This is a genomic window from Amycolatopsis sp. NPDC039088 (genome assembly GCF_055598845.1).
Genome location: NZ_JBVKAE010000002.1, coordinates 76,558 through 101,180, shown reverse-complemented (window position 1 = coordinate 101,180; position 24,623 = coordinate 76,558). Strand labels below are relative to the sequence as shown.

The window sequence follows — 24,623 nt, the reverse complement described above, 5'->3', positions numbered from 1 at the left end:
CGGCGTCGTGCTCGGTCGCCTGAGCAAAGCAACATCGAACTCACGCCTCCGCCCTGGTGAGGGTGACGGCCGAGCCGTGTCCAGCGCCGAGGGAGGCGCGGACGGCTGAGCCGTCGGAGTTGCCCGGGAGCCACACGACGCCGTCCGGCAGGTCCGCGACCTCGACCGGCAGCGTGATGGAGCCGCGTTCGGTGGAGACGTTCACGGTCTTGCCCAGACCTTCGGCGGTCTTCGCCGAGAGCTTGGCGACGACCTCGCGTTGTGTGCCCTTGAGGTGCGGCTCGTCGTCCTGCAGCGAACCGTTGTCGATCAGCTGGCGCCAGGTGGCGAGGAGAACCTGGCCGTCGCTCGCGATCGCGGCGGCGGAGGCCGACACCGACTCGAAGGTCGACGGCTCGGTCTTGCCGGGCAGCTTCGCCAGATCGGCGGCCGAAGCGGCCGGGGTCTGCGTGAAGATGTCGGCGTCCATCTCGACGGCGAGGGTGTCGAGCACCCGGCAGTCCGGCAGCGCGCCGGTGCCTTCGAGGGTGACGGCGAACTCGCGGCGGCGGCCTTCCCAGTTCAGATAGCTGCCCGCCTTCTCGACCGCCGGGGCGATCGGGAGGACCACGTCCGCGTGCTCGGTGACCGCGCTGTGCCGCAGTTCCAGGCTCACCACGAACTTCGCGTTCTCCAGCGCGCGGCGGGCCAGATCCGGGTCCGGCAGGTCGTCCGGGTCGACCCCGCCGACCAGCAGGCCGTCGAGGTCCTGGCCGGAAGCGGCCTTCAGGATGGCGGTGGTGTCGCGGCCTTCCGTAGCGGGAAGCGTGACGCCCCAGGCCTTTTCGATTTCGGCGCGCGCGGCGGCGTCGGTGACCGGACGGCCACCGGGCAGCAACGTCGGCGCCGCGCCCGCCGCCAGTGCACCGCGCTCACCCGCACGTCGCGGGATCCACGCGAGCCGGGCGCCGGTGCGCTCCACCAGCCGGTGCAGGGCCGAGAACAGGCCAGGGACCTCGGCGGCCCGCTCGCCGACCAGGATCACCGAGCCTTCGGCGATGAGCGCCTGGTCGACGTCCTGCGCGTGCTGCGCGATGCCGTCGATCGCGACGGCTTCGGCGCCCGGCGCGCAGGCCAGCAGCTCACCGAAGGTCTTGCTGACCGACGAGGTGGTCCACTGTCCCAAGTGGACAACGCGCGTGCGGTTCTTGCGAGCCGCCTTGCGCAGCCGCAGGAAGACGATCGGCGCCTCGTCCTCGGGCTCGAAAGCGACGCACAGCACCGTGCGCGCCCGCTCGATCTCGCCGAACGTGACGCCGCTTTCCGGCGTCGTCCCGACCACATGCGCGGCGAGGAAGCTCAGTTCCTCGGCCGAGTGCGGGCGGGAGCGGAAGTCGATGTCGTTGGTGCCCAAGGCGATCCGCGCGAACTTCGAGTACGCGTAGGCGTCCTCGACGGTCAGACGCCCACCGGTCAGCACCGCGGCGCCCTTGCCGTCACGCGCCTTGGCCAGCCCTGTCGCGGCCGCGCGCAGCGCGTCGGTCCAGGAAGCCTCTTCCAGCACGCCGTCGGCGTTGCGGACCAGCGGACGGCGGATGCGGTCCTCGGCCGTGGCGTAACGGAACGCGAAGCGGCCCTTGTCGCAGATCCACTCTTCGTTGACCTCGGGGTCGTCGCCCGCGAGCTTCCGCATGACCTTGCCGCGGCGGAAGTCGGTCCGCTCGGCGCAGCCGGACGAGCAGTGCTCGCACACACTCGGCGCGGACACCAGGTCGAACGGTCGCGAACGGAACCGGTACGCGGCCGACGTCAGCGCGCCGACCGGGCAGATCTGGATGACGTTGCCGGAGAAGTACGACTGGAACGGCTGGCCGGAGGTGGTCCGGGAAGCCAGGTCCAGCACGTCGGCGGTCTCGGCGGTGCCGATCTGCTGGTGTGCGCCGCGTTCGAGCAGCTCGATGAACGGGTCACCGGCGATCTCGCGGGAGAACCGGGTGCAGCGCTGGCAGAGCACGCAACGCTCGCGGTCCAGCAGCACCTGCGAGGAGATCGGCAGCGGCTTCGGGAACGTCCGCTTCGTGTCGACGAAGCGGGAGTCCGCGCGGCCGTGCGCGAGCGCCTGGTTCTGCAACGGGCATTCGCCGCCCTTGTCGCAGATCGGGCAGTCCAGCGGGTGGTTGATGAGCAGCAGCTCCATCACACCCTGCTGGGCCTTGTCCGCGACGGCCGAGGTCAGCTGGGTCTTGACGACCATGCCGTCGGCGACAGTCATCGTGCACGAGGCCTGCGGCTTCGGCATCGGACGGCCACCCATTTCGACCTCGACCAGGCACTGGCGGCAGGCGCCCGCCGGGTCGAGCAGCGGGTGGTCGCAGAAGCGCGGGATGACCGTGCCGAGCCGTTCGGCGGTGCGGATCAGCAGCTCGCCCTTGGGCGCGATGACCGTTTCACCGTCGATGACCAGCTTGACGTGGCCTTCGGGTACCGGAATGTCCTCTGTGGACGTCTCGGGCTTGTCGGGTGCGATCGTCATGCCTGCGCCCCCACCAGTTCGCGCTTGTTGGTTTCACAGAGTGCGAGGAATTCCTCGCGGAAGTACTTGATCCCGCTCTGGATCGGCGAGACCGCGCCGTCGCCGAGCGCGCAGAACGAGCGGCCGAGGATGTTGTCGCAGACGTCGAGCAGGGTGTCGATGTCCTCTTCGGTGCCGTGACCCTCGACCATGCGCTCCAGGATCTGCGCGAGCCAGTAGGTGCCCTCGCGGCACGGCGTGCACTTGCCGCAGGACTCGTGTTCGTAGAACTGCGTCCACTTCATCACGGCCCACGGCACGGAAACGGTCTCGTTGAAGACCTGCACGGCCGTCGTGCCTAGCATCGACCCGGCTTCCGCCGCGCCTTCGAAGTCCAGCGGAACATCGAGGTGTTCCGCGGTGAACATCGGTGTGGACGAACCACCCGGCGTCCAGAACTTGAGCGGGATGCCGTCCTTCATGCCGCCCGCCATGTCGAGCAGTTCGCGCAGCGTGGTGCCGAGCGGGCATTCGTACTGGCCGGGCTTCTCGACGTGACCGGAGATCGAGTAGATCTTCGGGCCGGGTGACTTTTCGCGGCCCATCTCGCGGAACCAGCTCGAGCCACCATTGACGATGTACGGCGCGCTGGCGATGGTCTCGACGTTGTTCACCGTGGTCGGCGCGGCGTAGAGCCCAGCGGCGGCCGGGAACGGCGGCTTGAGCCGCGGCTGACCGCGACGGCCTTCCAGCGAGTCCAGCAGCGCTGTCTCCTCGCCGCAGATGTACGCCCCGGCGCCCGCGTGCACGGTGATGTCGAGATCGAATCCGGAGTCGAGGATGTTCTTGCCGAGGTAGCCCGCCTCGTACGCCTCGCGCACGGCCGCGTTGAGACGGCGGATGCAGTGCAGCGCCTCGCCGCGGACGTAGATGAAGCAGTGGTGCGAACGCATCGCGTACGAGGCGATGATGCAGCCCTCGATCAGCGAGTGCGGGTCCGCCATCATCAGCGGGATGTCCTTGCAGGTACCCGGTTCGCCCTCGTCGGCGTTGATGACGAGGTAGTGCGGCTTGTCCTCGTTCGGCGGCATGAAGGACCACTTGATGCCGGCCGGGAAGCCCGCGCCGCCCCGGCCGCGAAGGCCGGAGTCCTTGACCAGCTGGACGATCTGCTCGGGAGTGGCCTTGAGCGCCTTGCGGATCGCGGTGTAGCCCTCGAGGGCTTCGTAGGACTGGATCGTCCAGGAATTGGGCGAAAGCCAGCGCTTCGTGAGGACCGGGGTGATCGGGTCGGCCATTACTTCTTCTCCACTTCAGGCAGTGGGACGTCCTTCATCGCGGGCGCGGTCCAGCCGCGGTCCTGCGCGACCTGCGCGCCCCGCAGGGTCTCGACGGCCTGCGAAGGACCGTCGACGTCCGTGCGGTACTGCTGCGCGTCCTCCGGGAAGAACCCGGCGAGCTGCAGTTCGGCGCCCTTGAAGTTCGTCAGCGGCGCGCCGCGCGTCGGGGCGGGCTTCTTGCCCGCCTGCAACGCGTCGACCAGCGCGACGGCCTTGTCCTCGGTCTGGTTGTCGAAGTACTCGTAGTTGACCTGGATGACCGGGGCGAGGTCACAGGCCGCGAGACATTCGGCGTGCTCCAGCGTGATCGAACCGGGCTCGTTCGGCGTGCCCGCGGTCTCGTTGTGCCCCAACGGCTTTTCCTCGGAACCGAGGTGCGTCTGGAGCCTCTTGTAGATCGCGTCGCCGCCCATGGCCGCGCAGAGCGTATTCGTACACACACTGACCAAGTGCTCGCCGCAGGGACGGCGCTTGTACATGGTGTAGAACGTCGCGACCGCGCTGACCTCGGCGTCGGACAGGTCGAGCTGCGCAGCGCAGAAGGCGATGCCCTCCTGGCTCACGTACCCCTGCACCGACTGCACCAGGTGCAGCATCGGCAGCAGCGCCGACCTCGACTGCGGATACCGCGAGATCAGGTTCCGCGCCTTGGCGTAGGTGTCGGCGTCGAAGATGTCTTCGAGCTTCGTGTTCTCCAGGATCCCCTCCGCCTCGGCGGGATCCGGCGCGATCGCGATCACGTCGACGTCACCGCCGGCGGCGATGTGGGTCTGCTCGGCCAGGCTGGTGCCGGGCTCGGGCGTCGGTGTCGTTCCGGGCTGGGTGCTCAACGGTCCACTCCCCCCATGACGGGGTCGATCGAGGCGATGGCGGCGATGACGTCCGCCACCAGGCCGCCTTCGGCCATCGCGGGCATCGACTGCAGGTTCACGAAACTCGGTTCGCGCACGTGGACCCGCAGCGGCCTGGTGCCGCCGTCGGACACGAGATGCGCGCCGAGTTCGCCGCGCGGCGATTCCACCGTCGTGTACACCTGGCCCGCCGGGACCTTGAAGCCCTCGGTGACCAGCTTGAAGTGGTGGATCAGCGATTCCATCGACTGGCCCATGATCTTGCGGACGTGTTCGAGCGAGTTGCCGAGGCCGTCGCTGCCGAGCGAGAGCTGCGCCGGCCAGGCGACCTTCTTGTCCTCGACCATGACCGGGCCCGGCTCGAGCTTCTTGAGGCACTGCTTGATGATCCGCAGGCTCTGGTGCATCTCCTCGACGCGGATCAGGTAGCGCGCCCAGCAGTCCGCGTCGGTCGAGGTCGGGATGTCGAACTCGAACTCGTCGTAGCGGGAGTACGGCTCGGTCTTGCGCAGGTCCCACGGGAGACCGGCGCTGCGCAGCACCGGGCCGGTGACGCCGAGCGCGAGGCACGCGTCCACCGGCAGGTAGCCGACGCCCTTGAGCCGGTTGCGCCAGATCGGCTGACCGGTGAAGAGCTTGTCGTACAAGGGAAGCCGCTCGTCCATCGTCTTGACGAACGCGCTGACCACCTCTTGGTAGTCGTCCGGCATGTCCTGCGCGAGCCCGCCGGGCCGGATGAACGCGTGGTTCATCCGCAGGCCGGTGAGGTGCTCCAGCAGATGCAGGACCTCTTCGCGCTCACGGAAACCAAGCGTCATCGCCGTGGTGGCACCGAGTTCCATGCCGCCGGTGGCGATGTAGACCAGGTGCGAGCCGATGCGGTTGATCTCCAGCAGCATCACGCGCAGCAGTTCGGCGCGGCGCGGCGCCTGGATGCCGAGCAGCTTCTCGACGCCGAGGCAGTACGCGAGTTCGGTGGAAAGCGGCGCGAGGTAGTCCATGCGCGTCACGAAGGTGACGCCCTGGGTCCACGTGCGGTACTCGCAGTTCTTCTCGATCCCGGTGTGCAGGTAGCCGATGACCGAGCGGAGCTGCGTGACGGTCTCGCCCTCCATCTCCAGCACGAGCCGGAGCACGCCGTGCGTCGACGGGTGCTGCGGGCCCATGTTGATGACCATGCGCTCGTCGTGGCGGGAGTCCTCGATGAGGTCTTCCCAGTCACCGCCGGAGACGGTGTAGACGCGGCCTTCGGTGGTGTCACGCGAGTCGGCTTCGGGGACGCTGTCGCTGCCCTCAGGCGAAGTGTCCGTGCCGGTCGTGACGTCGCTGAGGTTTTCGGTGCTCACGAGTAAGACCTCCGCTGGTCCGGCGGCGGGATTTCCGCGCCCTTGTATTCGACGGGGATCCCGCCGAGCGGGTAGTCCTTGCGCTGGGGGTGGCCGTCCCAGTCGTCCGGCATGAGGATGCGGGTCAGCGCCGGGTGGCCGTCGTAGACGATGCCGAACATGTCGTACGCCTCCCGCTCCTGCCAGTCGGCGGTCGGGTAGACCCCGACCAGCGACGGGACGTGCGGGTCTTCGATGTCGAGGGTGACCTCGAGCCGGATGCGGCGGCGGTAGGTCATCGACGTGAAGTGGTAGACCGAGTGGAGCCGCTGCGGCACGTCGACGCCGTAGTCCACGCCGGAGACGGAGCTGAGCAGTTCGAAGCGGAGACCGGTGTCATCGCGCAGGACCTTGGCGATCTCGACGAGGTGCTCGCGGGCGACGTAGAAGGTGATCTCGCCGCGGTCGACCGTCGTCTGCAGGATCGCGTTCGCCGGAATCTTGTTGTCCGCCAAGGCCGCGTAGAACTCGTCGGCGAACTCGTCGAACCAGCCGCCGTACGGGCGCTCCGCCGGAGGCGGGCTGTACGCGGGGAGGCGGACGCCGCCGTAGCCGGAGGTGTCACCGGTGCCGTGCACGCCGAACATGCCCTGGCGCTCTTTACCGGTGACGACCGGTTCGGCCGGGCGGGCGCCCTGCGGTTCGAGGCCGCCTTCGGGGCGGTCGGCGCTGGACTGCTCGCCGCCGGTCTCCGGGGTTTCTGGGGAGTTTTCTTCGGGCACGTCGCTCACTTCTTCGCGTACTTGATCGAGGAGGCGATCAGCTCGGTGCGCTCACCACTGGCGGCGCGGATCGCGGCCCGGCGGGCGTTGATCGGCTCGTCCTGGATCTTGGCGTGCAGCTTCAGGATCGCGTCGAGCAGCATCTCGGGCCGCGGCGGGCAGCCGGGGAGGTACATGTCGACCGGGACGATGTGGTCGACGCCCTGCACCACGGCGTAGTTGTTGAACATCCCGCCGGAGGAGGCGCAGACGCCCATCGCCAGCACCCACTTGGGCTCGGCCATCTGGTCGTAGATCTGGCGGAGCACCGGCGCCATCTTCTGCGTGACGCGGCCGGCGACGATCATCAGATCCGCCTGGCGCGGCGTCGCGCTGAAACGCTCCATGCCGAACCGGGCGATGTCGTAGCGGGAACCGCCGACGGTCATCATCTCGATCGCGCAGCAGGCGAGGCCGAAGGTGGCGGGCCACATCGAGTTCTTGCGGGCCCAGTTCACCAGGCCTTCGAGACTGGCCAGCAGGATGCCGTTGGGGAGTTTTTCTTCGAGGCCCATGCTTCTCTAGTTCCAATCCAGGCCGCCGCGACGCCATACGTAGGCGTACGCGAAACCGACCGTCGCGATGAACAGCACGATCTCCACCAGGCCGAACATGCCCAGCGCGTCCGCGGAGACCGCGAACGGGTAGAGGAAGACCATCTCGATGTCGAACAGGATGAACAGCATCGCGGTGATGTAGTACGCGACCGGCATCCGGCCGCCGCCGACGACCGGCTGCGGCGACGGTTCGATACCGCATTCGTAGGCCGCGAGCTTCGCCTTGTTGGCACGGCTGGGACCGACGAGCGGGCCGAGCAGCACCGAGAGCACCGCGAATCCGAGAGCGAGGACGAACAGGAGGACCAGGGGGAGGTACATGTCGAGATTGGGGACCGTCGGGGTACCGGCCTGGGCCAGCACAGGCAACATCAGCACGGGGTTTTCGCCATCCTTTCCGCGCCGCTGCGGTTTTCGAGTCGGGGTTCACCGCTTCCCTCGTCGGCACCCTAAGGGACCTGGGTCACACCGCCGAGGGTTAGGCAACCCTTACGGGCCGTGCATGACGACCCCCTTGCTTGTGAAATAGTTCACAAGCCTCCCGTCGAGGATGTGAAGCGATTCACAAAGCATGGGGCGAGTGTAGGACGCGACTCACATTCTTGTCCCTAGGCCCCGTGCTATAAGGCTGCCCTAACTTGGCCGCACGGCCAGTACGGTTACTTCCGACGTGCGGTACCGGTGACCTGCGACGTCGTTCTCAAGATCGGCTTCCCGGGTCCGTTTGACCACATTTGTCCTGTGACCGATACCACTTCCCGGCGTACCCGTGACTGGTCCAGACGTGTGGTCCCGGCCCCCGACCCACCGCATTTCGTCCTCTGGATGCGTGGCGTCAGCGCGGGGAGGGGGTGGCGCGGGCCAGCGCGGCGATCAGGCGGTCGACGCCGTCACCGCCCTTGGCGTCGTAGCAGCCCGAGAGTCCCTTGTAGACCAGCGGAAGGATCGAGTTGATCCGCAGCCCGTACTTCGTCGCGGCGTGCATGACCTTCGGCTTCCCGATCAGCTTCGCGAACACGTTGCCGAGCCGGTAGTAGCCGCCCATCAGCTCCCCGACCGCACGCGGATAGCCCTCCAGCGCCCGCTCGCGCGACGGTCCCTCGCGACGCGCCAAGGCCTGCACGACGAACTCGGACGCCAGCTGCGCGGACTCCATCGCGGCCGAGATGCCCTCGCCGTTGAACGGGCTGACCATGCCGCCCGCGTCGCCGAGCAGCAGCAGGCCGTCGCGGTAGTGCGGGGTGCGGTTGAAGCCCATCGGGAGACCGGCGCCGCCGACCTTGCCGATGGCGTTCTCCTCGCGGTAGCCCCATTCCTCGGGCGTCCCGTCGAGCCACTGGCGCAGCAGCGCGCGGTAGTCGGTGCTGCGGAACGCCGCCGACGTCGACAGCATGCCGAGGCCGACGTTCACCGTGCCGTCGCCGAGCGGGAACGCCCAGCCGTAGCCGGGCAGCAGCTTCGGGTCGCGCGGGTCGCTGCGGTCCCAAAGCTCCAGGTGCCCCTCGATGAACGGGTCGTCGTGGCGCGGGCTCTTGTAGTACTGGCGGACCGCGACGCCCATCGGGCGCTTCTCGTTCTTCTGGATGCCGACGCTCAGCGCGAGCCGCGCCGAGACGCCGTCGCAGGCCAGCACCAGCGGAGCGCGGTAGCTCACCGGTGTCTTCTCGGGGCCGACCTTCGCCTCGACGCCGATCACACGACCGGTCGAGCTGGTGATCGCGCCGGTGACGGTCGTGCGCTCGTACAGCCGCGCGCCCGCTTTGACCGCGGTCTTCGCGAGCAGGTCGTCGAAGTCCTGCCGGGTCCGCGAAACGCCGTAGGGCGGGTAGCTCGTCAGGTCGGGCCAGTCGAGTTCGAGGGTCAGCTCGCCGGTGAGGATCCGCAGACCGCGGCTGTGCACCCAGCCCGCGTCCTCACTGGTGTCGATGCCGAGGTCGATCAGCTGCTTGACGCCGCGAGGGGTCAGCCCGTCGCCGCACACCTTCTCGCGCGGGAACTCGGTCTTCTCCAGCAGCAGCACGTCGACGCCCGCGCGGGCGAGGTACGTGGCGGCGGTGGAGCCGGCCGGTCCGGCACCGACGACGATGACTTCGGCGTCGTGGTCAGCGTTGCGACGTGTCATGGCCGCGAGTTTACGGAGGGCTTTTTGGCGCGGTGGATCGCGACGACGCCGAACGTGAGGTTCAGCCACTCCACCTCGGTCCATCCGGCGCTCGCGATGATCTCCCCGAGCGTCCGCTGATCCGGCCACGCCAGCATGGATTCGGCCAGGTAGGAGTAGGCCTCGGGGTTCGTCGAGGTCCGGCTGCCGACCCAGGTGAGCAGCCGCAGGACGAACTTGCGGTGCAGGAACCGGATCGGCGGGAATGTGGGCGTCGACACCTCGCAGATCACCAGACGGCCGCCCGGTTTGACCACCCGCGCGATCTCGGTGAGCGCGGCCTTGGTGTCGACGAAGTTCCGCAGCGCGAGCGAGATGGTCACCGCGTCGAAGCTGTCGTCCGCGAACGGCAGCTTCAGCGCGTCGGCGGCCACCATCGGGACGCCGCGATGCTTGCCGGCCTTGAGCATGCCGACCGAGAAGTCCGCGGCCAGGCACCAGGCGCCGTTGCGCGCGTACTCGACGGTGGACACGCCGGTGCCCGCCGCGAGGTCCAGCACCTTCTCGCCGCGTTTGGCGTCCAGCACCCGCGCGGTGGTGGTGCGCCAGCGGCGGTCGAAGCCGAAGGTCATGAACGAATTCGCGCGGTCGTAGCCGTCCGCGACGTCGTCGAACATGGCGGCGACTTCGTGCGGATCCTTGTCAAGACTCGCTCGGGACATACTCGAACACTACTTCGCGGACCCTGAGGGGCGCCGTCGGCCAAGCAGGAGCAAAGCGGCGCCCCGTAGGTTCACCTTGCCCGGTCCAGCAACGCCGGGGCACGGTGCGCACCGGCCCCCGCGGCTTCACCGGCGAGGATCCTCCGCTCCAGCAACCGCAGTTCCGGCCCCGGTTCGAGGCCGAGCTGATCGACCGAGACCCGGCGTGCGCGCCGGTACGCGGACAGGGCGTCGGACGTGCGCCCGGCTCGCCAGAGAGCGTCCATCAGGAGGTACTGGGCACGCTGCCGCAGTGGATGCCGCCGCACCAGACCGGCCAGCTCGACGGCCGCGCTCGCGTGCCGCCCGAGGTCGAGTTCCGCCTGGTAGAGCTCTTCGAGCAGGACCAGACGGTACTCCGAGAGACGCATGGTCTCGTCCGAAAGCAGCGGGACGTCGAGCCCGTCGTAGGGCGCGCCGTGCCAGTGGGTGAGCGCCTGCCGGATCAACGAGGCGCGCTGCGCGGGATCCGCGGCCTTCAGCGCCTGGCCGCCCAGCGTCTCGAAGGTCTCGACGTCGAGTTCGCCGGGATGGACCTCCAGCCGGTAACCGCCGTTGTCGAAGCCGATCCGGTCGTCTTCGGGGAGGGCCTGCCGCAGCTTGTGGACGTGCCAGTGCAGCTTCGGCACCGCCCTCGGTTCCCATCGGCTCTCCCACAGGGCCTCGGTCAGCACGTCGACCGGCACGAAGGTGTTCGCCCGGACCAGCAGCACGCCCAGCAGCGTTCTTCTCATCCGGCCGCCCAGCGGAACCGACCGCGAACCGGAAGAGATGGTGAACGTTCCCAGTACTTCGAACCTCAACGTGCCGTCCTCTCGCTCGATGGCGTGTGGGGACGATGAATGCCGGTTGTACAAAAGAGATACAAATTCCCAGCCTGGTGATCAGGTGAGTGCGGAGAGCATTCCCTGTACCGAGCGCGGCCAGGCGAATTCCTCCGCCCGTGCCCGCGCCGCGGCGCGCCGGGTGGTCTCCGGCCACGTCAAAAGCTCGGTGACGGCGCCCGCGAAGGCGGGGGCGTGATCGTCGACGGCCTCGCCGCAACCTGGGCGCACGATCTCCCGCAGCGCCGACGACGCCGAGACCACTACCGGCGTTCCCGAAGCGAGCGCCTCCAGCGCGGCCAGCCCGAACGTCTCGTGCGGCCCCGGCGCGAGTGAGACGTCGGCGCTGGCCAGCAGGCGCGCGACCTCACCGCGTCCGGCCAGGAAGCCGAGGAACGTCACCGGAAGCCCGCGGGCCCGCCGTTCCAGTGCCCGCCGCCGTGGCCCGTCGCCCGCGATCACGAGCCGCACTCGATGTCCCGACTCGGTCAGCTCGGCGACGGTGTCCACACTGCGCTCGACGTGCTTCTCCGGCGACAAGCGTCCACAGTGGACCAACAGGGCGTCCGCGGTGCCGGACAGCGCGTGCCGCCAGCCGTCGTCCCGCCTGGCCGGGGTGAACGTCGTGAGGTCGACGCCGAGCGGGACACGGCGGACGTTCGGCGCGGCGATCCGGTCGAATTCCGCGCGGGCGAACGCCGTCGTGCAGACGACCGTGTCGTACCGCCGCGCCATCCGCCGGTTCGCGACGTCCGCGACGCGTCGTGCGACGGGTTCCGGCATCAGGAACTGCTCCAGCAGCCTGTCGAGCCGCTCGTGCGAGATCACCATGCTGGGCACGCCGTTGCGCCGCGCCCAGACCCCCATGCCGCGCAACGTGAGCCGGTCGGACACCTCCAGCCTGTCCGGTTCCAGCCGGTTCAGTACCGCGCGCACCCGGTGCGGATCGACCGCGCGATACCCGTCCGTGCCGGGAATCTGGGGCGCGGCAGGGAAAATCGGCGGACCCCCGAGGGCAGTGTCTCGTCCGCGTAGCGCCGCCCTGGCACCACGAGGGTCACCTGATGCCCGCTCGCCACGTAACCCGCGCCGAGGTGATGCAACGCCGTCCGCAGCCCGCCCGAGCGTGGCCCGTAGAAGTTGGCCAGCTGGACTATGTGCATTTTTACGCCGCGCGAGCGATCTTGCCCTGAACGGCCTCGTAGTGGCCGACCAGTTCCCGGCAGACGGCGGGCCAGGTCCGGCCCAGCACCACCTTGCGCGCCTTCTCCCCCAACCTGGCGCGCAACGCTTCGTCGCGCAGGTCGTTCACCCTGTCCACCAGCGCCGTCGCGAATCCGGCCCGGTCGGCGGGCAACAGGTAGCCGGTGCGGCCGGGCAGGACCAGATCCTTCGGCCCGCCCGCGTCCGGGGCGAGCACCGGCAGCCCGGACGCCATCGCCTCCTGGACGGCCTGGCAGAACGTCTCGTGTGGTCCTGTGTGGACAAAGACGTCGAGGCTCGCGTACGCGGCGGAAAGCTCTACGCCGTATCGGGCGCCGAGGAAAGCGGCGTCCGGAATCCGCTCGCGCAGCATCGGCAGTTCCGGCCCGTCCCCGACGACGACCACCCGGATCCCCGGGATCCCGGCGAGCGCGGTCAGCCGCTCGACCTCCTTTTCGGGCGCGAGCCTGCCGACGAAACCGACCAGCAGTTCCCCGTTCGGCGCCAGTTCGGCGCGCAACGCGGGATCGGCGTGCACCGGCGAGAACCGCTCGATGTCGACACCGCGCGCCCAGTGGTGCACCCGGGGGATGCCGTGCAGTCTCAGCTGCTCCACCGAATCCGACGACGGCGCGAGCGTGCGGTCGGCCCGCGAGTGCAGGCGGCGCACCCAGCGCCAGGCCGCGCGGGCGGCGATGCCGAAGCCGTACGCGGCGGCGAAACCGGCGATGTCGGTCTGGTACACCGCGACACACGGCACCCGCAGCCGTCTGGCCGCGGCGAGACCGCGGGCGCCCACCACGAACGGCGAGGCGAGGTGCACCACGTCCGGCCGGAAATCGGCGAGGGCGGTGAGCACCGTCCGGGTCGGCACGCCGACCGGGAGGGAGTTCACGCCGGGGAAGTCGAGGGCGGGAATGCGCACGACCGGGGCGCCGAGGTACTCCACGGGACCCGGTCCGGGGGCGATGATCAGCACGTCGTGCGCGCGGTCGCGGAGGTGTTCCACGACGCGGAGCACGGAGTTGGTCACGCCGTTCACCTGGGGCAGGAAACTTTCGGTGACTATCGCGACTCGCACGAGGCACACTGTCGCATCCGGTTGTGACGCCCATGCCAACAAAAACGGAACACCACGACATGTCATCTCGTGGTCGTGTTCCGGAAACCAGGCTCGGCCACACTAGTCAGGCATGACCCTCCTGTCGTCAAGGCCGCCGCAGCCCGTCGAGCCCGGGTTGCTGTCGAGGGCCCTCGAAGTGGCCGGGCGGCTGGCCAACGACGCGACCGACGTGATCACCGCGACCGCCGGCCGCGGCACCCAGCCCGATCTGAAGGACTCGCCCTTCGACTGGGTCACCGACACCGACCGCATCCTCGAACGCCACACCCGCCGCGTGCTGACCGCGGAATTCCCCGGCATCCCCGTCGTCGGCGGTGAATTCGGCGCCGACCACGGTGCCGACGTCGCCGAATACCGCTGGGTGGTCGACCCGGTCGACGGCACCGCGAACTACGTCGCCGGTGTCCCCTGGTGCGCGTACAGCCTCGCCCTGATCGACGCTTCGGGGCCGGTGGTCGGCGTGGTCGCCGACCCGTACCGAGCCCAGATCTACGCCGCCGCCCGCGGCCGCGGCGCCCGCGCGAACGGCAAGCCGATCCGGCTGACCGACCGCTACGGGACCGCCGGAGCGATCGTCTGCACGGAACTGACGCGCAAGGGCCTCTGGCCGGGGATGGGCCAGTTCATCGAACGCGCCGCCACCGCGCACGCCGGCGTCCGGGTGCTGGGTTCGGCGGCACTGGCCATCGCGCAGGTCGCGCTGGGCCACGCGGCCGCCGCGGTGCTGCACAGCTACCGCGAATGGGACGTCGCCGGCTCGGTCGCGCTGGCCATCGAGTCGGGGGCCGTGGTGCTGGACCGGCACGGGGAAGGGGTGCCGCTGCCCGCCGACGGGCTGCTGGTCGCGGCGCCGGGGGTGGCGGACGAGGTCTTGGGGTGGTGGCGGGAGTCCGTCGGCTGAGTTCGCCGTCTGATCACGCGTGTTCGCCGCCTGATCACGTGTGTTCGCCGCCTGGTCACGTGAGTCACCCGCTCGGTCACACGAACCACCCGTGCGGAAATGGCGAACTCGCGTGATTGGACGGCGATCACGCGTGATCAGACGGAGATCTCGCGTGATCAGACGGAGGACTCGGCGCGTGACCGGGTGTTCTGCCGCCGGATCCACCACAGCAGCGGCCCCGCGATCAGCCAGGTGAAGAAGACCATGCTGCCCAGCGGCAGCAGCGTGTTGACCGCCGACCGGCCGGCCACCCGCGCGAGTTCCGGGTCACCGACGTCGTACTCGATGTTCACGAGCTGCTCGGCGGCGAGCCCTGTCGGGTAGAGGACGCCGTTGGCCGGGCTGTGCACGATGCCGTCCGGGGTGGCGTAGTTGATGATCGTGCGGTCGAACGTCACCTTCTCGACCTGCGCGGTCGCCTGGCCGAGTTGCGCTTCGATCGCGTTGTCGTTGCGGATGGCGGCGAACAGCAGCGAGCAGCAGAGCACGGTGACGAGTGAGGCGACACCGAGGGCGGCGTACCACCCGATGCGCCTCACCCGCTCCGTTTTGGCCGTCACGCCGCGAGCGTAGCGCTACCCGTCAGTGGGCGTGTCGCTCGGCGAGGAATTCGTGCGTCGCCCTGATCCGCGGGTAGGACTTCGGTGCGACCGGCGCCACAGCGGCCCGGAGGGCAGGCACACCGTTCGGTCCCGCCGCGGGCTTGCCCTTGGTGTAGAGCCAGGTCTGGAACAGGTCGTACAGCGGCTTGCCCGAGATCTTCTCCGCCAGCGCGATGAACTCCGGGATCACCGCCGACTTGCTCTTCTTCACCTGCTGCCAGGTCTGCAGGATCCGGAAGAAGGTGTCGTCGCCCACAGCCTTGCGCAACGCGTGCACCGCCAGCGCGCCACGGTCGTAGACGGCCGCGTCGAACTGGTTCTCCACGCCCGGGTCGGCGGGCAGGACCTGCCAGAACGGGTCATCGGCAGGCGCCGAGTCGTAGATGTACTGGGCGAGTTCGTCGGCCGTGCCCTCGCCGGTCTCCTCCGACCACAGGAACTCCGCGTAGGAGGCGAAGCCCTCGTTGAGCCAGATGTCGCTCCACTTGCCGAGCGTGACGCTGTCGCCGAACCACTGGTGCGCCTGCTCGTGCGCGACGACCGAGGTGTTCGAGCCGGAGCGGAACGCCCGCGCGCCGTACACCGGCCGTGTCTGGTTCTCCAGCGCGAAGGTGATGCCGGTGGTGGCGACGCCGCCCTGCGCCTCGAACGGGTATGGGCCGAACTTCGAGGCGAGGAACTCGGTGATCTCCGGTGTCCGCTCGATGCTCGCCTTGGCCGCACCGAGCGATTCGCCGAGGTCGGCGCCGTAGGCGGTGATGAAGGGCTGGCCGTTCGGCGTGGTCTGCTGGTTCACCTCGAACTTGCCGACCTCCAGCGACGTGAGATACGTCGCCTGCGGTTTGGTGCTGCGCCAGTTCCAGCGGGTCCAGCCCGGTCGCTGCGCGGTCTTGCGCACGAGCGTGCCGTTCGAAAGCGCCGCGACGTCGTTTGGGACCTCGACCGAGACGTCGTAGGTGGCCAAGTCGGTCGGGTGGTCATTGGACGGGAACCACCAGGCCGCGCTCTGCGGTTCGTCGACGGCCAGGGCGCCGTCCGGGGTCTTCTTCCAGGCGGTGAAGCCGTCGATCTTCACCTTCGACGGCGTATCCGCGTAGGCCACGACGACGGTCGCCGTCTGGCCCTTCTTCAGCGGGGTCGCCGGGGTAACGCTCAGCTCACCGGTGCCGTCGGTCGACGTCGCGAACTGCGCGGGCCTGTTGTTCACGCGGACACTCGACACCTTCAGGCCGAAGTCGAGGTTGAACCGCGAGAGGTCCTGTGTCGCGGTCAGCAGGATCGTCGTGGCCCCGGCCAGCAGGTCGGTGGACGGCTGGTAGCTCAGCCGGAGGTCGTAGTGCGCGACGTCGTAGCCGCCGTTGCCGGCGTGCGGGTAGTACGGGTCGCCGACGCCGATCGAACCGGGCGCGGGTGCGGCGGACGCGGTGCCCACGAGCAGCACCGTGACGACGCCCGCGGTCAGTCCGGCGAAGCCGGCGCGAGTCTTCAAGCGCATTGCGATTCCCTCCCAGGATTTGTCAGCGCGCTCGAACGTAGTCAGCCGATCGTCGTGGAGACACGGCCGAAGGAGGGGTTCCCAGCCTCTGGAAACAGCTAGACAGCGCGCACGGCGGAGGACACCGCCGTACGGAGGCGCGCGTGCAGCTCGCGATGGCGCGTTCGGTCCACGCGGACCTCCACGACGCGCAGCCCGGGCGCGGGCTTCAGCGCGGCGCGGAACTCGGTGAGCGTCTCCGCGACGACGTGCGGCACGCGGTAACCCGCGCACAGCGCGCCCAGATCGGCGCCGTGCGGCGTACCGAAGACGCGTTCGAAGCTCGCGTTGTGCTCCGGCGCGCCCTGCTCCAGCAGCGAGAAGATGCCGCCACCGTCGTCGTTGAGCACCACGATCGTCAGGTCGGGGCGCTGCTCCGCGGGCCCGGTCAGCAGGCCGCTCGCGTCGTGCAGGAAGGTCAGGTCCCCGAGCAGCGCGTACGAGTGTCCCCTGTGGACGGTCGCGGCGCCGATGGCGGTCGACACCATGCCGTCGATCCCGGCGACGCCGCGGTTGCGGTGTACGAGGACGTCGGGCCGCAGCCGTCCGGCGAGCGCGACGTCACGGGTCGGGTTGGACGAGCCGACGACCAGCAGCGAGCCCTCCGGGACCGCGTCGACCAGTTCGGTGGCCAGGCGCAGCCCGCTCGGCCAAGGTTCGGCGGCCAGTGCTTCGGCCACCGCCGTCGACGCCGCCTTGTCCGCGCGCTGCCAGCTGGCGAGCCACTCCGGGTCGGCGGGTTTGGTCGGCTCGTCGAACCACTGGCCGACCTGCCGGACGTTGTGCGCGGGCGCGGGCCAGTCCGAATCGGGCCGGACCAGCAGCACCTCGACGTCGGGATCGGACAGGACCCGCTGGACCTGCCGGAACACCGTCGGACGGCCGATGCACAGCACCTGCTCCGGCTTGTGCCGCGAGATGAACTCCTCGACACCGAGCAGCCAGGCGCCGGACGAGATCGCCGTCGCACCAGCCAGCCCGATTCCGCCGGTCTCGGAGACGACCGGCCAGCCGTGCAGTTCGGCCCATTCGCTGGCGGCCTGCACGCCGGTGTCGCAAGCGATGACCAGGCCGGTGCGGGCCGAGGGGACCACGAAGGAGGGAAGCGCGCCGAAGTCGGGAAGTTCGGTCCACCGGGCGCCGTCGGGACGCCCTTCGAGTGACTCGAACCACTCGCCGTCATCGTCGACATCCGGCACGAGCGGCTCACGGAACGGGATGTTGAGGTGCACCGGCCCGCAGCGCCATTCGCCGTAGGCGGCGTTCCAGGCGCGGCAGATCTGGCTGCGCCAGTACGAGTTCTGCCCGGCGCGGCGTTCGGCGACGGCCAGCTCGTCGAAGTAGCGGATGGCGTTGCCGTAGAGCTGGTGCTGGTCGATGACCTGGCTCGCACCGGCGGCCCGCAGTTCGGGCGGGCGGTCGGCGGTCAGCACGATCAGCGGGACACCGGCGCGATCGGCCTCCAGCACGGCGGGGTGGAAGTTCGCGGCCGCGGTGCCCGAGGTGCACAGCACGGCGACGGGGCGGCCGGTGCGCGCGGCGATACCGAGGGCGAGGAAGGCGGCGCCGCGTTCGTCGATGCGGACGTGCAGCTGGAGGCGCCCGGCCGCCGCCGCGTCGTAAAGCGCGATCGACAGCGGGGCGTTGCGTGAGCCAGGGCAGAGGACGACGTGCGAGACGGTGTTGCGGACGAGCTCGTCGACGATGACCCTGGCCTGCGCGGTGGATGGATTCACCGGCAGACCTCGGGTTTGACTCTACGACTCACGGCCACACGTCCTATTCTCCCAAACGTGGATGACGCCCAGGTTTCCGAGCTGTTCGACCCCGCCTTGTGGACCGAGGTCGAAGGCTTCGACTTCACCGACATCACCTATCACCGCTCCTCCGAGAGCCGTTCAGGCAAACGCGTCGTGCGTGTCGCGTTCGACCGTCCCGAGGTCCGCAACGCCTTCCGCCCGCACACCGTCGACGAGCTGTACCGCGCGCTCGACCACGCGCGGATGAGCTCGGACGTCGGGTGCGTCCTGCTCACCGGCAACGGCCCGTCGCCGAAGGACGGTGGCTGGGCGTTCTGCTCCGGTGGTGACCAGCGTATTCGCGGACGCTCCGGGTATCAGTACGCGGATGGGGAGACCTCTGACACGATCGATCCGGCGCGGGCCGGACGGCTGCACATTCTCGAGGTCCAGCGGCTGATCAGGTTCATGCCGAAGGTGGTCATCGCGGTGGTCCCGGGCTGGGCCGCCGGTGGCGGGCACTCGCTGCACGTGGTGTGCGACCTCACGCTCGCCTCGGCCGAGCACGCGCGGTTCAAGCAGACCGACGCCGACGTCGGCTCGTTCGACGGCGGCTACGGCTCGGCGTACCTCGCCAAGCAGGTCGGGCAGAAGTTCGCGCGGGAGATCTTCTTCCTCGGTCGCGAGTACACGGCCGAGCAGATGCAGGCGATGGGCGCGGTCAACGCCGCCGTCCCGCACGCCGACCTCGAGACCGAGGCGCTGGACTGGGCCTGGACGATCAACGGCAAGTCGCCGACGGCGCAGCGGATGCTGAAGTACGCGTTCAACCTCACCGACGACGGCCTGGTCGGCCAGCAGCTCTTCGCCGGAGAAACCACCCGGCTGGCCTACATGCAGGACGAAGCCGTCGAAGGGCGCGACGCGTTCCTGGAGAAGCGGTCCCCCGACTGGTCGGCCTTCCCGTACTACTACTGACGCCCGCCGCGTTTAGTCCTCTGAATGCGGTAGTTGCGTGCGCAACGATCGCATTCAGAGGACTAAACGCGCGACGTAGGCTGGCGGGATGCGTGCGGTAGGAGTGGACGGGAGTCCGGAGTCGATCGCCGAGCTGACCACGGCACTGGCCGAGGCGCTCGGCGGCGGTCCCGCCGTCCTCCCCTACGCGTCGGAGACCCTGCGCGACGCGATGGAGCCGACGCGCCCGGCCGAGCCCGGGACGGCGGTGATCATCGCCACCTCGGGGTCCACCGGCGAACCCAAGGGCGTCCTGCTCTCGGCCGCCGCGCTGGCCGCGTCGGCGAACGCGACCCACGCGCGGCTCGGCGGGCCGGGGCACTGGCTGCTCGCCACTCCGGCGCGGTACATCGGCGGGCTGCAGGTGCTGGTCCGCTCGCTGCTGGCCGGGACGACGCCCGCCGTGCTGCACGCCTCCGGTTTCCGGCCCGGCGACTTCGCCGAGGCCGCCGCGCCGCTCCTCGCGCTGGACGGACCGCGCTACACCGCGCTCGTCCCGACCCAGCTCGGGCGGCTGCTCGACGACGACGGGCCGGGGCTGGCCGCGGCCCGCGCGTTCGACGCGATCGTCATCGGTGCCGCGGCGACCACCGCGGACCTGCGGGAGCGCGCGGCCGAAGCGGGCGTGAAGATCGTGCCCGCGTACGGCATGAGCGAGACGGCGAGCGGCTGCGTGTACGACGGCGTGCCGCTCGACGGCGTCCGGATCGAACTCGACGACGAGCGGGTCTGCGTCGCCGGGGACGTCCTCGCGCACGGTTACCGGCTTCGGCCGGACCTGACCGCGGAAGCGTTCGACGGGGGCCGCTTCCGCACCTCCGACCGCGGACGGCTCGGGCCCGATGGGCGGCTGGAGATCCTGGGCCGGATCGACGACATGATCAACACCGGCGGGGTGAAGGTGGCCGCCGCGGCCGTGGAACGGGTTTTGACCGCACAGCCCGGAGTCCGCGACGCGTGCGTGGTCGGCGTACCCGATCCCGAGTGGGGTGAAGCGGTCGTCGCGCTCGTCGTCGGCGCTGGTTGCGACGTCGATTCCTTGCGCGCGGCGTGCCGCGAAGAAGCCGGTGCGGCGGCCGCGCCGAAGCGGGTCGAATTCACCGAAGAACTACCGTTGCGAGGCCCGGGGAAGGTCGATAGGGCGGCGGTCCGGGATCTCCTACTAAGGTCGTGAATTTCCCACCGATTACTGGGACTTTGTTGACAGAGTCATTACCCGCGGGTTTACGTCTTAAGCATGACGCGCTGGACACGCACAGTATTGGCCTGCACCGCCGTCACGATGGGTCTGGTCGCCTTGGCCGGACCCGCGCTGGCGGACGAACCGGAAATCGCCGTTCCGAACAGCGGCACGCTCACCTGGACGCTCGAAGACGTCCTCGACGTGAAGTAGCGCGTTTCGTCCTCTGCTGGCGGTGACTCGATGCCGCAAGCAGAGGACGAAATGCGAGTAGCCCCACGTACCGACCGGTAGTGGCCAGGGCCAGAATGGCGGCATGGCGACTGCTGGTGAATGGATCGAAGGGGCGCGCCCCCGGACGCTGCCCAACGCGGTGGCGCCGGTGGTCGCCGGGGTCGGCGCGGCCGTCGCGCTCGATGGCTTCTCCTGGCCCCGTTCGGTTCTCGCGCTCCTGGTCTCGCTGGCCCTGATCGTCGGCGTCAACTACGCGAACGACTACTCCGACGGCATCCGCGGCACCGACGAGAACCGCGTCGGCCCGCTGCGGCTGGTCGGTTCCGGTGCCGCGAAGCCGAAGGCGGTCCTGGCGGCCGCTCTCGTGGCACTCGGGCTCGCCGGGGTCCTCGGACTCGTGCTCGTCGCGATCAGCGGGCTGTGGTGGCTGCTGGCGATGGGCGCGGTCTGCATCCTCGGCGCCTGGTTCTACACCGGCGGCAAGAAGCCTTACGGCTACTACGGTTTCGGCGAGATCGCCGTCTTCGTCTTCTTCGGGCTGGCCGGCGTACTGGGCACGGTGTACGTCCAAGCCGGACAGATCAGCTGGACGGCGTTCGGCTGCGCGGTCGCCGTCGGTTCGTTCTCGACCGGCGTGCTGACCGCCAACAACCTCCGCGACATCCCGACCGACATCGAGTCCGGCAAGCGCACGCTCGCCACCCGGCTCGGCGACAAGGGCACCCGGCGGCTCTACCTGGTGCTGGTCGCGGTGCCGTACGTCGTCAGCGTGCTGCTCGCCTTCGTGACGCCGTGGGCGCTGTTGGGCCTACTGACCGCGCCGTTGCTGCTGAAGTCGGTCAAGGCCGTCGGCGGCGGCGAACAGGGCCGCGCGCTGATCCCGGCGCTGCGGGACACCGGGTTCGCCATGCTGGGCTGGGCGATCCTGACGGCGGTCGCGCTCGCGCTGTAGAACGCCTCGTGAGTGGTAATGACGGTCAGGTACTGGGAAACGCGTGTGCGACGGTGGCGAGGTAGGGCGCGGTGGTCGTGAGTGGCGATTCGGGTTCTATTGAGGGGTAAGGCAAACATGGCGTGATCGCCTCGCTGACGTGAAGATCCCCTTCCCTACCCTGAAGGTCGAAGGAGGCCTTCGCGGACTGGTCGCAATCAAGGACTCCCCACTGAGACAGTGGGGCCTCCTTGACTGTCCACAGGGGACACCATTGGACGACTTCATGTCCGATTGATGCCTATATGTACGGTTTCGAAGGGGGTCGTGAGTGATAAAGAGGGTTATTGAGGGGTAAGGCAAAGGTGGCGTGGTGGGTGGTAAGTCCGTGAAGGCCTCCTTGAGGGACTCTGGGTCCCTCAAGGAGGCCTTCACGGACTTCAAGACGGGACGTTGATGTCACAGCCGTCCCACTGTCACCAGGGATCACGCCTGACGGTAGTGAAGGGCTCCTTCACTACCGTCAGCGTAGGCAAGGAAGCCTTCACCACCAGGGAAACGCGTAGGCAGCAGCGACCACAGCCCGCGACACGACACGTTTGCCTTACCCCTCAATAACCCGAATCGCCACTCACGACCAACCCGACCCACTCGCTACTGCAGCCTGCGGGCTTGCTCGCGTGAAGTACATGATGGCCCCCTTCCTTGCGCTAGGCGCAGTGATGGGGACCATCACGTACTGGGGAAGGTGTGAAGGTCGAGTTTCCTTTGCTGAGCCGCGTGAAGGGGGCCTTCACGCGCAGCCGTAGTGACTGAGGTGCTGCTGAGGCTCGTGATGGCTTTCCGGGACGAGTGAGGGGAACTTCAGGGGACTCAGGGTCCCTCAAGGAGTCCTTCACGGACCGGCCGCTACCCGGCTCACCCGCCGTAGGTGCCAGGCCTCGTGAGTGGTAATGACGGTTAGAACCGTCATTACCACTCACGAGACCTTTAGCTCTCCGGAGCGAACTTCCCGCTCACCAGGAACTCCTGGTACATCTCCAGATAAGGCGCGATGTCGATGTTCTTCTGCGCCAGCCACTCGTCGTTGTAGTACGTGTTGGCGTATCGCTCGCCGCCGTCGCACAGGAGCGTGACGACGCTGCCGGCCTGGCCTTCCGAGATCATCCGCGAGATCAGGGTGAACGCGCCGAAGAGGTTCGTGCCGGTCGAGCCGCCCGCCCAGTGGCCGGTCTGTTCGCGCAGCAGGCGGATGGCCGCCAGCGAACCGGCGTCCGGTACCTGCAGCATCTCGTCGATCACGCCGGGCACGAACGACGGCTCGACGCGCGGCCGTCCGATTCCCTCGATCCGCGAAGGCATGCCGGTCGCGTAGTCGAGCGCTCCGGTCTCCCAGGCGCCGTAGAACGACGAGTTCTCCGGGTCGACGACGGCGATCTTCGTGGTGTGCCGCTTGTAGCGCACGTAGCGGCCGAAGGTCGCGCTCGTGCCGCCGGTTCCGGCGCCGACCACGATCCACGTCGGCACGGGATGCCGCTCGGACTGCATCTGCGCGTAGACCGACTCGGCGATGTTGTTGTTCCCGCGCCAGTCCGTCGCGCGTTCGGCGTAGGTGAACTGGTCGAGGTAGTGGCCGTTGCACTCCGAAGCGAGCCGCTCGGCCTCCGGGTACATGTCCGGCGCACGGTCGACGTAGTGGCACTCGCCGCCGTAGAACTCGATGAGCGCGATCTTCTCCGGCGAGGTGCTCCGCGGCACCACGGTGATGAACCGCAGCCCGAGCATCCGGGCGAAGTACGCCTCCGAGACCGCTGTCGAGCCGCTGGAGGCCTCGACGAGCACGGTGTTCTGCCCGATCTGGCCGTTCACCAGTCCATACAGGAACAGGGAACGCGCGAGCCGGTGCTTGAGCGAGCCGGTCGGGTGGACGGACTCGTCCTTCAGGTAAAGGTCGATCCCCCACTCCGCGGGCAGCGGGAAGACGTGCAGGTGCGTATCCGCGCTGCGGTTCGCGTCGGCCTCGATGATGCGGACGGCTTCGCGGACCCAGCTGCGGCTGTGGAGCCGGCTCACGCTGTCCCGTCCACCCGGTCGCCGCGCAGCTGGGAGCGCAGTTCGGCACGGGCGCGGGCGCGCTTTTCGTTGCGGCGGGCGAGCCCGGCGGTCACGCGCGCGTTCAGCGGGCGGAACAGCAGCAGCCCCAGCGGCAGCCCGACGACCAGGCCGATCAGCAACGCGACCAGCAGCGGGACGTTGACCAGCAGCAACCCGCCACCGATGACCCCGACCAGGAGGAACCTGGCCAGTACGTACAGCGTCAGGTCACGGGCGAGGTGATCGGCGGTTTCCGGAGTGTCGCTCACATCAACGCAGGCTACGCGTTGCCGTCGCGGCCGTCCTCCAGACCCGCGTTGTTGGGCCGTCCCTCGAAGCGGGTGGAAAGCACGACGGTGGTGTTCGTCCGGCCGACGCCGGGGATCCGCCGCAGCCTGCCCAGCGTCCGCTCCAGGTCGTCGACGGTCGCCACCCGCACCTTGACGACGAACGCCTCGTCACCTGCGACGGCGTAGCAGCTTTCGACCTCGTCCAAAGCCCCGAGCGCGGCCGCGACGTCGTCTTCGGTCGCCGTGTCGGTGGGGTGGATGCCGACGAGCGCCGTCACCCCGAGTCCGACGGTGCTGGGATCGACCATGGCGTGGTAGCCGGTGATCACCCCGGCGGCTTCGAGTTTGCCGACCCGCTCGTGCACCGATGAGGCCGAGAGGCCGACCGATCGGCCGAGGTCGGCGTAGGTAGCCCGCCCGTTCTCCCGCAATGCCGCGATGATCTTCCGATCCACCTGGTCCACCGCTACACCCTAGGGGCCATGCGCCGATTCGCATGACAAGGGCGGGTTTTTCGTACCGCTGTGACAAGACCGGTGCGCCCCGGCGTGCATGTCTCGCTTGTCGGTTTTGCCCTTTAAGGGCTCTTTACTATTGGACAACCGTTCGAGTACCTGACGGGTGAGATGCAACGATTGCCGTGTTGGCTACCCCGGCACGAC

At 69.0% G+C, this 24,623-nt stretch carries 23 protein-coding genes and 1 pseudogene; 5 read left to right on the top strand and 19 right to left on the bottom strand.

Features of this window, described 5'->3' with window-relative positions; all coding sequences use genetic code 11:
* Positions 1-40: 40 nt before the first annotated feature.
* The 13 genes and pseudogenes from ACZ7KI_RS02805 to ACZ7KI_RS02745 form a co-directional block, all read right to left on the bottom strand.
* The gene (locus tag ACZ7KI_RS02805) at positions 41-2,512 is read right to left on the bottom strand and encodes an NADH-quinone oxidoreductase subunit G (RefSeq protein WP_470271531.1); all 2,472 of its coding nucleotides are present in this window, start codon (positions 2,510-2,512) and stop codon (positions 41-43) included.
* Positions 2,509-3,789 (bottom strand): NADH-quinone oxidoreductase subunit NuoF, encoded by a 1,281-nt coding sequence (gene nuoF, locus ACZ7KI_RS02800; RefSeq protein ID WP_470271530.1) that lies wholly within the window; start codon positions 3,787-3,789, stop codon positions 2,509-2,511. Before nuoF ends, ACZ7KI_RS02805 begins: the two co-directional genes overlap by 4 nt.
* On the bottom strand, positions 3,789-4,661 hold the full coding sequence (gene nuoE, locus ACZ7KI_RS02795; protein ID WP_470271529.1) for an NADH-quinone oxidoreductase subunit NuoE: 873 nt from the start codon (positions 4,659-4,661) through the stop codon (positions 3,789-3,791). The genes nuoF and nuoE overlap by 1 nt, the downstream gene beginning before the upstream one ends.
* Complete coding sequence (locus ACZ7KI_RS02790) at positions 4,658-6,028, bottom strand: NADH-quinone oxidoreductase subunit D (protein WP_470271528.1); 1,371 nt, start codon at positions 6,026-6,028, stop codon at positions 4,658-4,660. Before ACZ7KI_RS02790 ends, nuoE begins: the two co-directional genes overlap by 4 nt.
* Positions 6,025-6,789 carry an NADH-quinone oxidoreductase subunit C gene (locus tag ACZ7KI_RS02785; protein ID WP_470271527.1) on the bottom strand — a complete coding sequence of 255 codons (765 nt, stop codon included), beginning with the start codon at positions 6,787-6,789 and terminating at the stop codon, positions 6,025-6,027. The genes ACZ7KI_RS02790 and ACZ7KI_RS02785 overlap by 4 nt, the downstream gene beginning before the upstream one ends.
* A 5-nt stretch (positions 6,790-6,794) precedes the next feature.
* Positions 6,795-7,343 (bottom strand): NuoB/complex I 20 kDa subunit family protein, encoded by a 549-nt coding sequence (locus ACZ7KI_RS02780; RefSeq protein WP_005151847.1) that lies wholly within the window; start codon positions 7,341-7,343, stop codon positions 6,795-6,797.
* A gap of 6 nt (positions 7,344-7,349) precedes the next feature.
* Positions 7,350-7,757 carry an NADH-quinone oxidoreductase subunit A gene (locus tag ACZ7KI_RS02775; protein WP_037308493.1) on the bottom strand — a complete coding sequence of 136 codons (408 nt, stop codon included), beginning with the start codon at positions 7,755-7,757 and terminating at the stop codon, positions 7,350-7,352.
* A gap of 463 nt (positions 7,758-8,220) precedes the next feature.
* Positions 8,221-9,507, bottom strand: a complete 1,287-nt coding sequence (locus ACZ7KI_RS02770; protein ID WP_470271526.1) for a geranylgeranyl reductase family protein — start codon at positions 9,505-9,507, stop codon at positions 8,221-8,223.
* Entirely contained in the window at positions 9,504-10,208 is a 705-nt protein-coding gene (locus tag ACZ7KI_RS02765; RefSeq protein WP_470271525.1) for a demethylmenaquinone methyltransferase, read from the bottom strand. The genes ACZ7KI_RS02770 and ACZ7KI_RS02765 overlap by 4 nt, the downstream gene beginning before the upstream one ends.
* Positions 10,209-10,279: 71 nt before the next feature.
* Positions 10,280-11,050, bottom strand: a complete 771-nt coding sequence (locus tag ACZ7KI_RS02760; protein ID WP_470271524.1) for an AfsR/SARP family transcriptional regulator — start codon at positions 11,048-11,050, stop codon at positions 10,280-10,282.
* A gap of 81 nt (positions 11,051-11,131) precedes the next feature.
* A pseudogene (locus tag ACZ7KI_RS02755) lies at positions 11,132-12,079 on the bottom strand (glycosyltransferase); the annotation flags it as partial.
* Entirely contained in the window at positions 11,992-12,234 is a 243-nt protein-coding gene (locus tag ACZ7KI_RS02750) for a hypothetical protein (protein WP_470271523.1), read from the bottom strand. The pseudogene ACZ7KI_RS02755 and the gene ACZ7KI_RS02750, both read right to left, overlap by 88 nt.
* Before the next feature lie 2 nt (positions 12,235-12,236).
* Entirely contained in the window at positions 12,237-13,355 is a 1,119-nt protein-coding gene (locus ACZ7KI_RS02745) for a glycosyltransferase family 4 protein (protein WP_470271522.1), read from the bottom strand.
* A gap of 112 nt (positions 13,356-13,467) precedes the next feature.
* Here ACZ7KI_RS02745 and ACZ7KI_RS02740 point away from each other — a divergent pair, with 112 nt between their 5' ends.
* Positions 13,468-14,298 (top strand): inositol monophosphatase family protein, encoded by an 831-nt coding sequence (locus tag ACZ7KI_RS02740; RefSeq protein ID WP_470271521.1) that lies wholly within the window; start codon positions 13,468-13,470, stop codon positions 14,296-14,298.
* Between the two features lie 158 nt (positions 14,299-14,456).
* Here ACZ7KI_RS02740 and ACZ7KI_RS02735 read toward each other — a convergent pair whose 3' ends face one another.
* From ACZ7KI_RS02735 to menD, 3 genes are all read right to left on the bottom strand, one after another.
* Positions 14,457-14,900 carry a DUF3592 domain-containing protein gene (locus ACZ7KI_RS02735; protein ID WP_470271520.1) on the bottom strand — a complete coding sequence of 148 codons (444 nt, stop codon included), beginning with the start codon at positions 14,898-14,900 and terminating at the stop codon, positions 14,457-14,459.
* A gap of 22 nt (positions 14,901-14,922) precedes the next feature.
* Positions 14,923-16,437: a M1 family metallopeptidase gene (locus ACZ7KI_RS02730; RefSeq protein ID WP_470271519.1), complete on the bottom strand. Its 1,515-nt coding sequence runs from the start codon at positions 16,435-16,437 to the stop codon at positions 14,923-14,925.
* 98 nt (positions 16,438-16,535) lie between these two features.
* A complete protein-coding gene (gene menD, locus ACZ7KI_RS02725; RefSeq protein ID WP_470271518.1) occupies positions 16,536-18,212 on the bottom strand; it encodes a 2-succinyl-5-enolpyruvyl-6-hydroxy-3-cyclohexene-1-carboxylic-acid synthase in 1,677 nt (558 codons plus the stop codon).
* Between the two features lie 57 nt (positions 18,213-18,269).
* On the opposite strand from menD, the gene ACZ7KI_RS02720 reads away from it, so the two are divergent.
* The 4 genes from ACZ7KI_RS02720 to ACZ7KI_RS02705 all read left to right on the top strand — a co-directional run bounded on the left by ACZ7KI_RS02720 (position 18,270) and on the right by ACZ7KI_RS02705 (position 21,598).
* On the top strand, positions 18,270-19,193 hold the full coding sequence (locus ACZ7KI_RS02720; RefSeq protein WP_061980092.1) for a 1,4-dihydroxy-2-naphthoyl-CoA synthase: 924 nt from the start codon (positions 18,270-18,272) through the stop codon (positions 19,191-19,193).
* Positions 19,194-19,281: 88 nt separating this feature from the next.
* Positions 19,282-20,406 (top strand): o-succinylbenzoate--CoA ligase, encoded by a 1,125-nt coding sequence (menE, locus tag ACZ7KI_RS02715; RefSeq protein WP_470271517.1) that lies wholly within the window; start codon positions 19,282-19,284, stop codon positions 20,404-20,406.
* A gap of 63 nt (positions 20,407-20,469) precedes the next feature.
* Complete coding sequence (locus ACZ7KI_RS02710; protein ID WP_465460410.1) at positions 20,470-20,625, top strand: hypothetical protein; 156 nt, start codon at positions 20,470-20,472, stop codon at positions 20,623-20,625.
* Positions 20,626-20,728: 103 nt separating this feature from the next.
* On the top strand, positions 20,729-21,598 hold the full coding sequence (locus tag ACZ7KI_RS02705) for a 1,4-dihydroxy-2-naphthoate polyprenyltransferase (RefSeq protein WP_470271516.1): 870 nt from the start codon (positions 20,729-20,731) through the stop codon (positions 21,596-21,598).
* Between the two features lie 969 nt (positions 21,599-22,567).
* Here the strand turns inward: ACZ7KI_RS02705 and cds1 are convergent.
* The 3 genes from cds1 to ACZ7KI_RS02690 are packed head-to-tail and all read right to left on the bottom strand — an operon-like array spanning position 22,568 to position 24,425.
* On the bottom strand, positions 22,568-23,650 hold the full coding sequence (cds1, locus tag ACZ7KI_RS02700) for an L-cysteine desulfhydrase Cds1 (RefSeq protein ID WP_470271515.1): 1,083 nt from the start codon (positions 23,648-23,650) through the stop codon (positions 22,568-22,570).
* Complete coding sequence (locus tag ACZ7KI_RS02695; protein WP_465460407.1) at positions 23,647-23,940, bottom strand: DUF4229 domain-containing protein; 294 nt, start codon at positions 23,938-23,940, stop codon at positions 23,647-23,649. Before ACZ7KI_RS02695 ends, cds1 begins: the two co-directional genes overlap by 4 nt.
* An 11-nt stretch (positions 23,941-23,951) precedes the next feature.
* Positions 23,952-24,425: an Lrp/AsnC family transcriptional regulator gene (locus tag ACZ7KI_RS02690; RefSeq protein WP_470271514.1), complete on the bottom strand. Its 474-nt coding sequence runs from the start codon at positions 24,423-24,425 to the stop codon at positions 23,952-23,954.
* Positions 24,426-24,623: the final 198 nt, after the last annotated feature.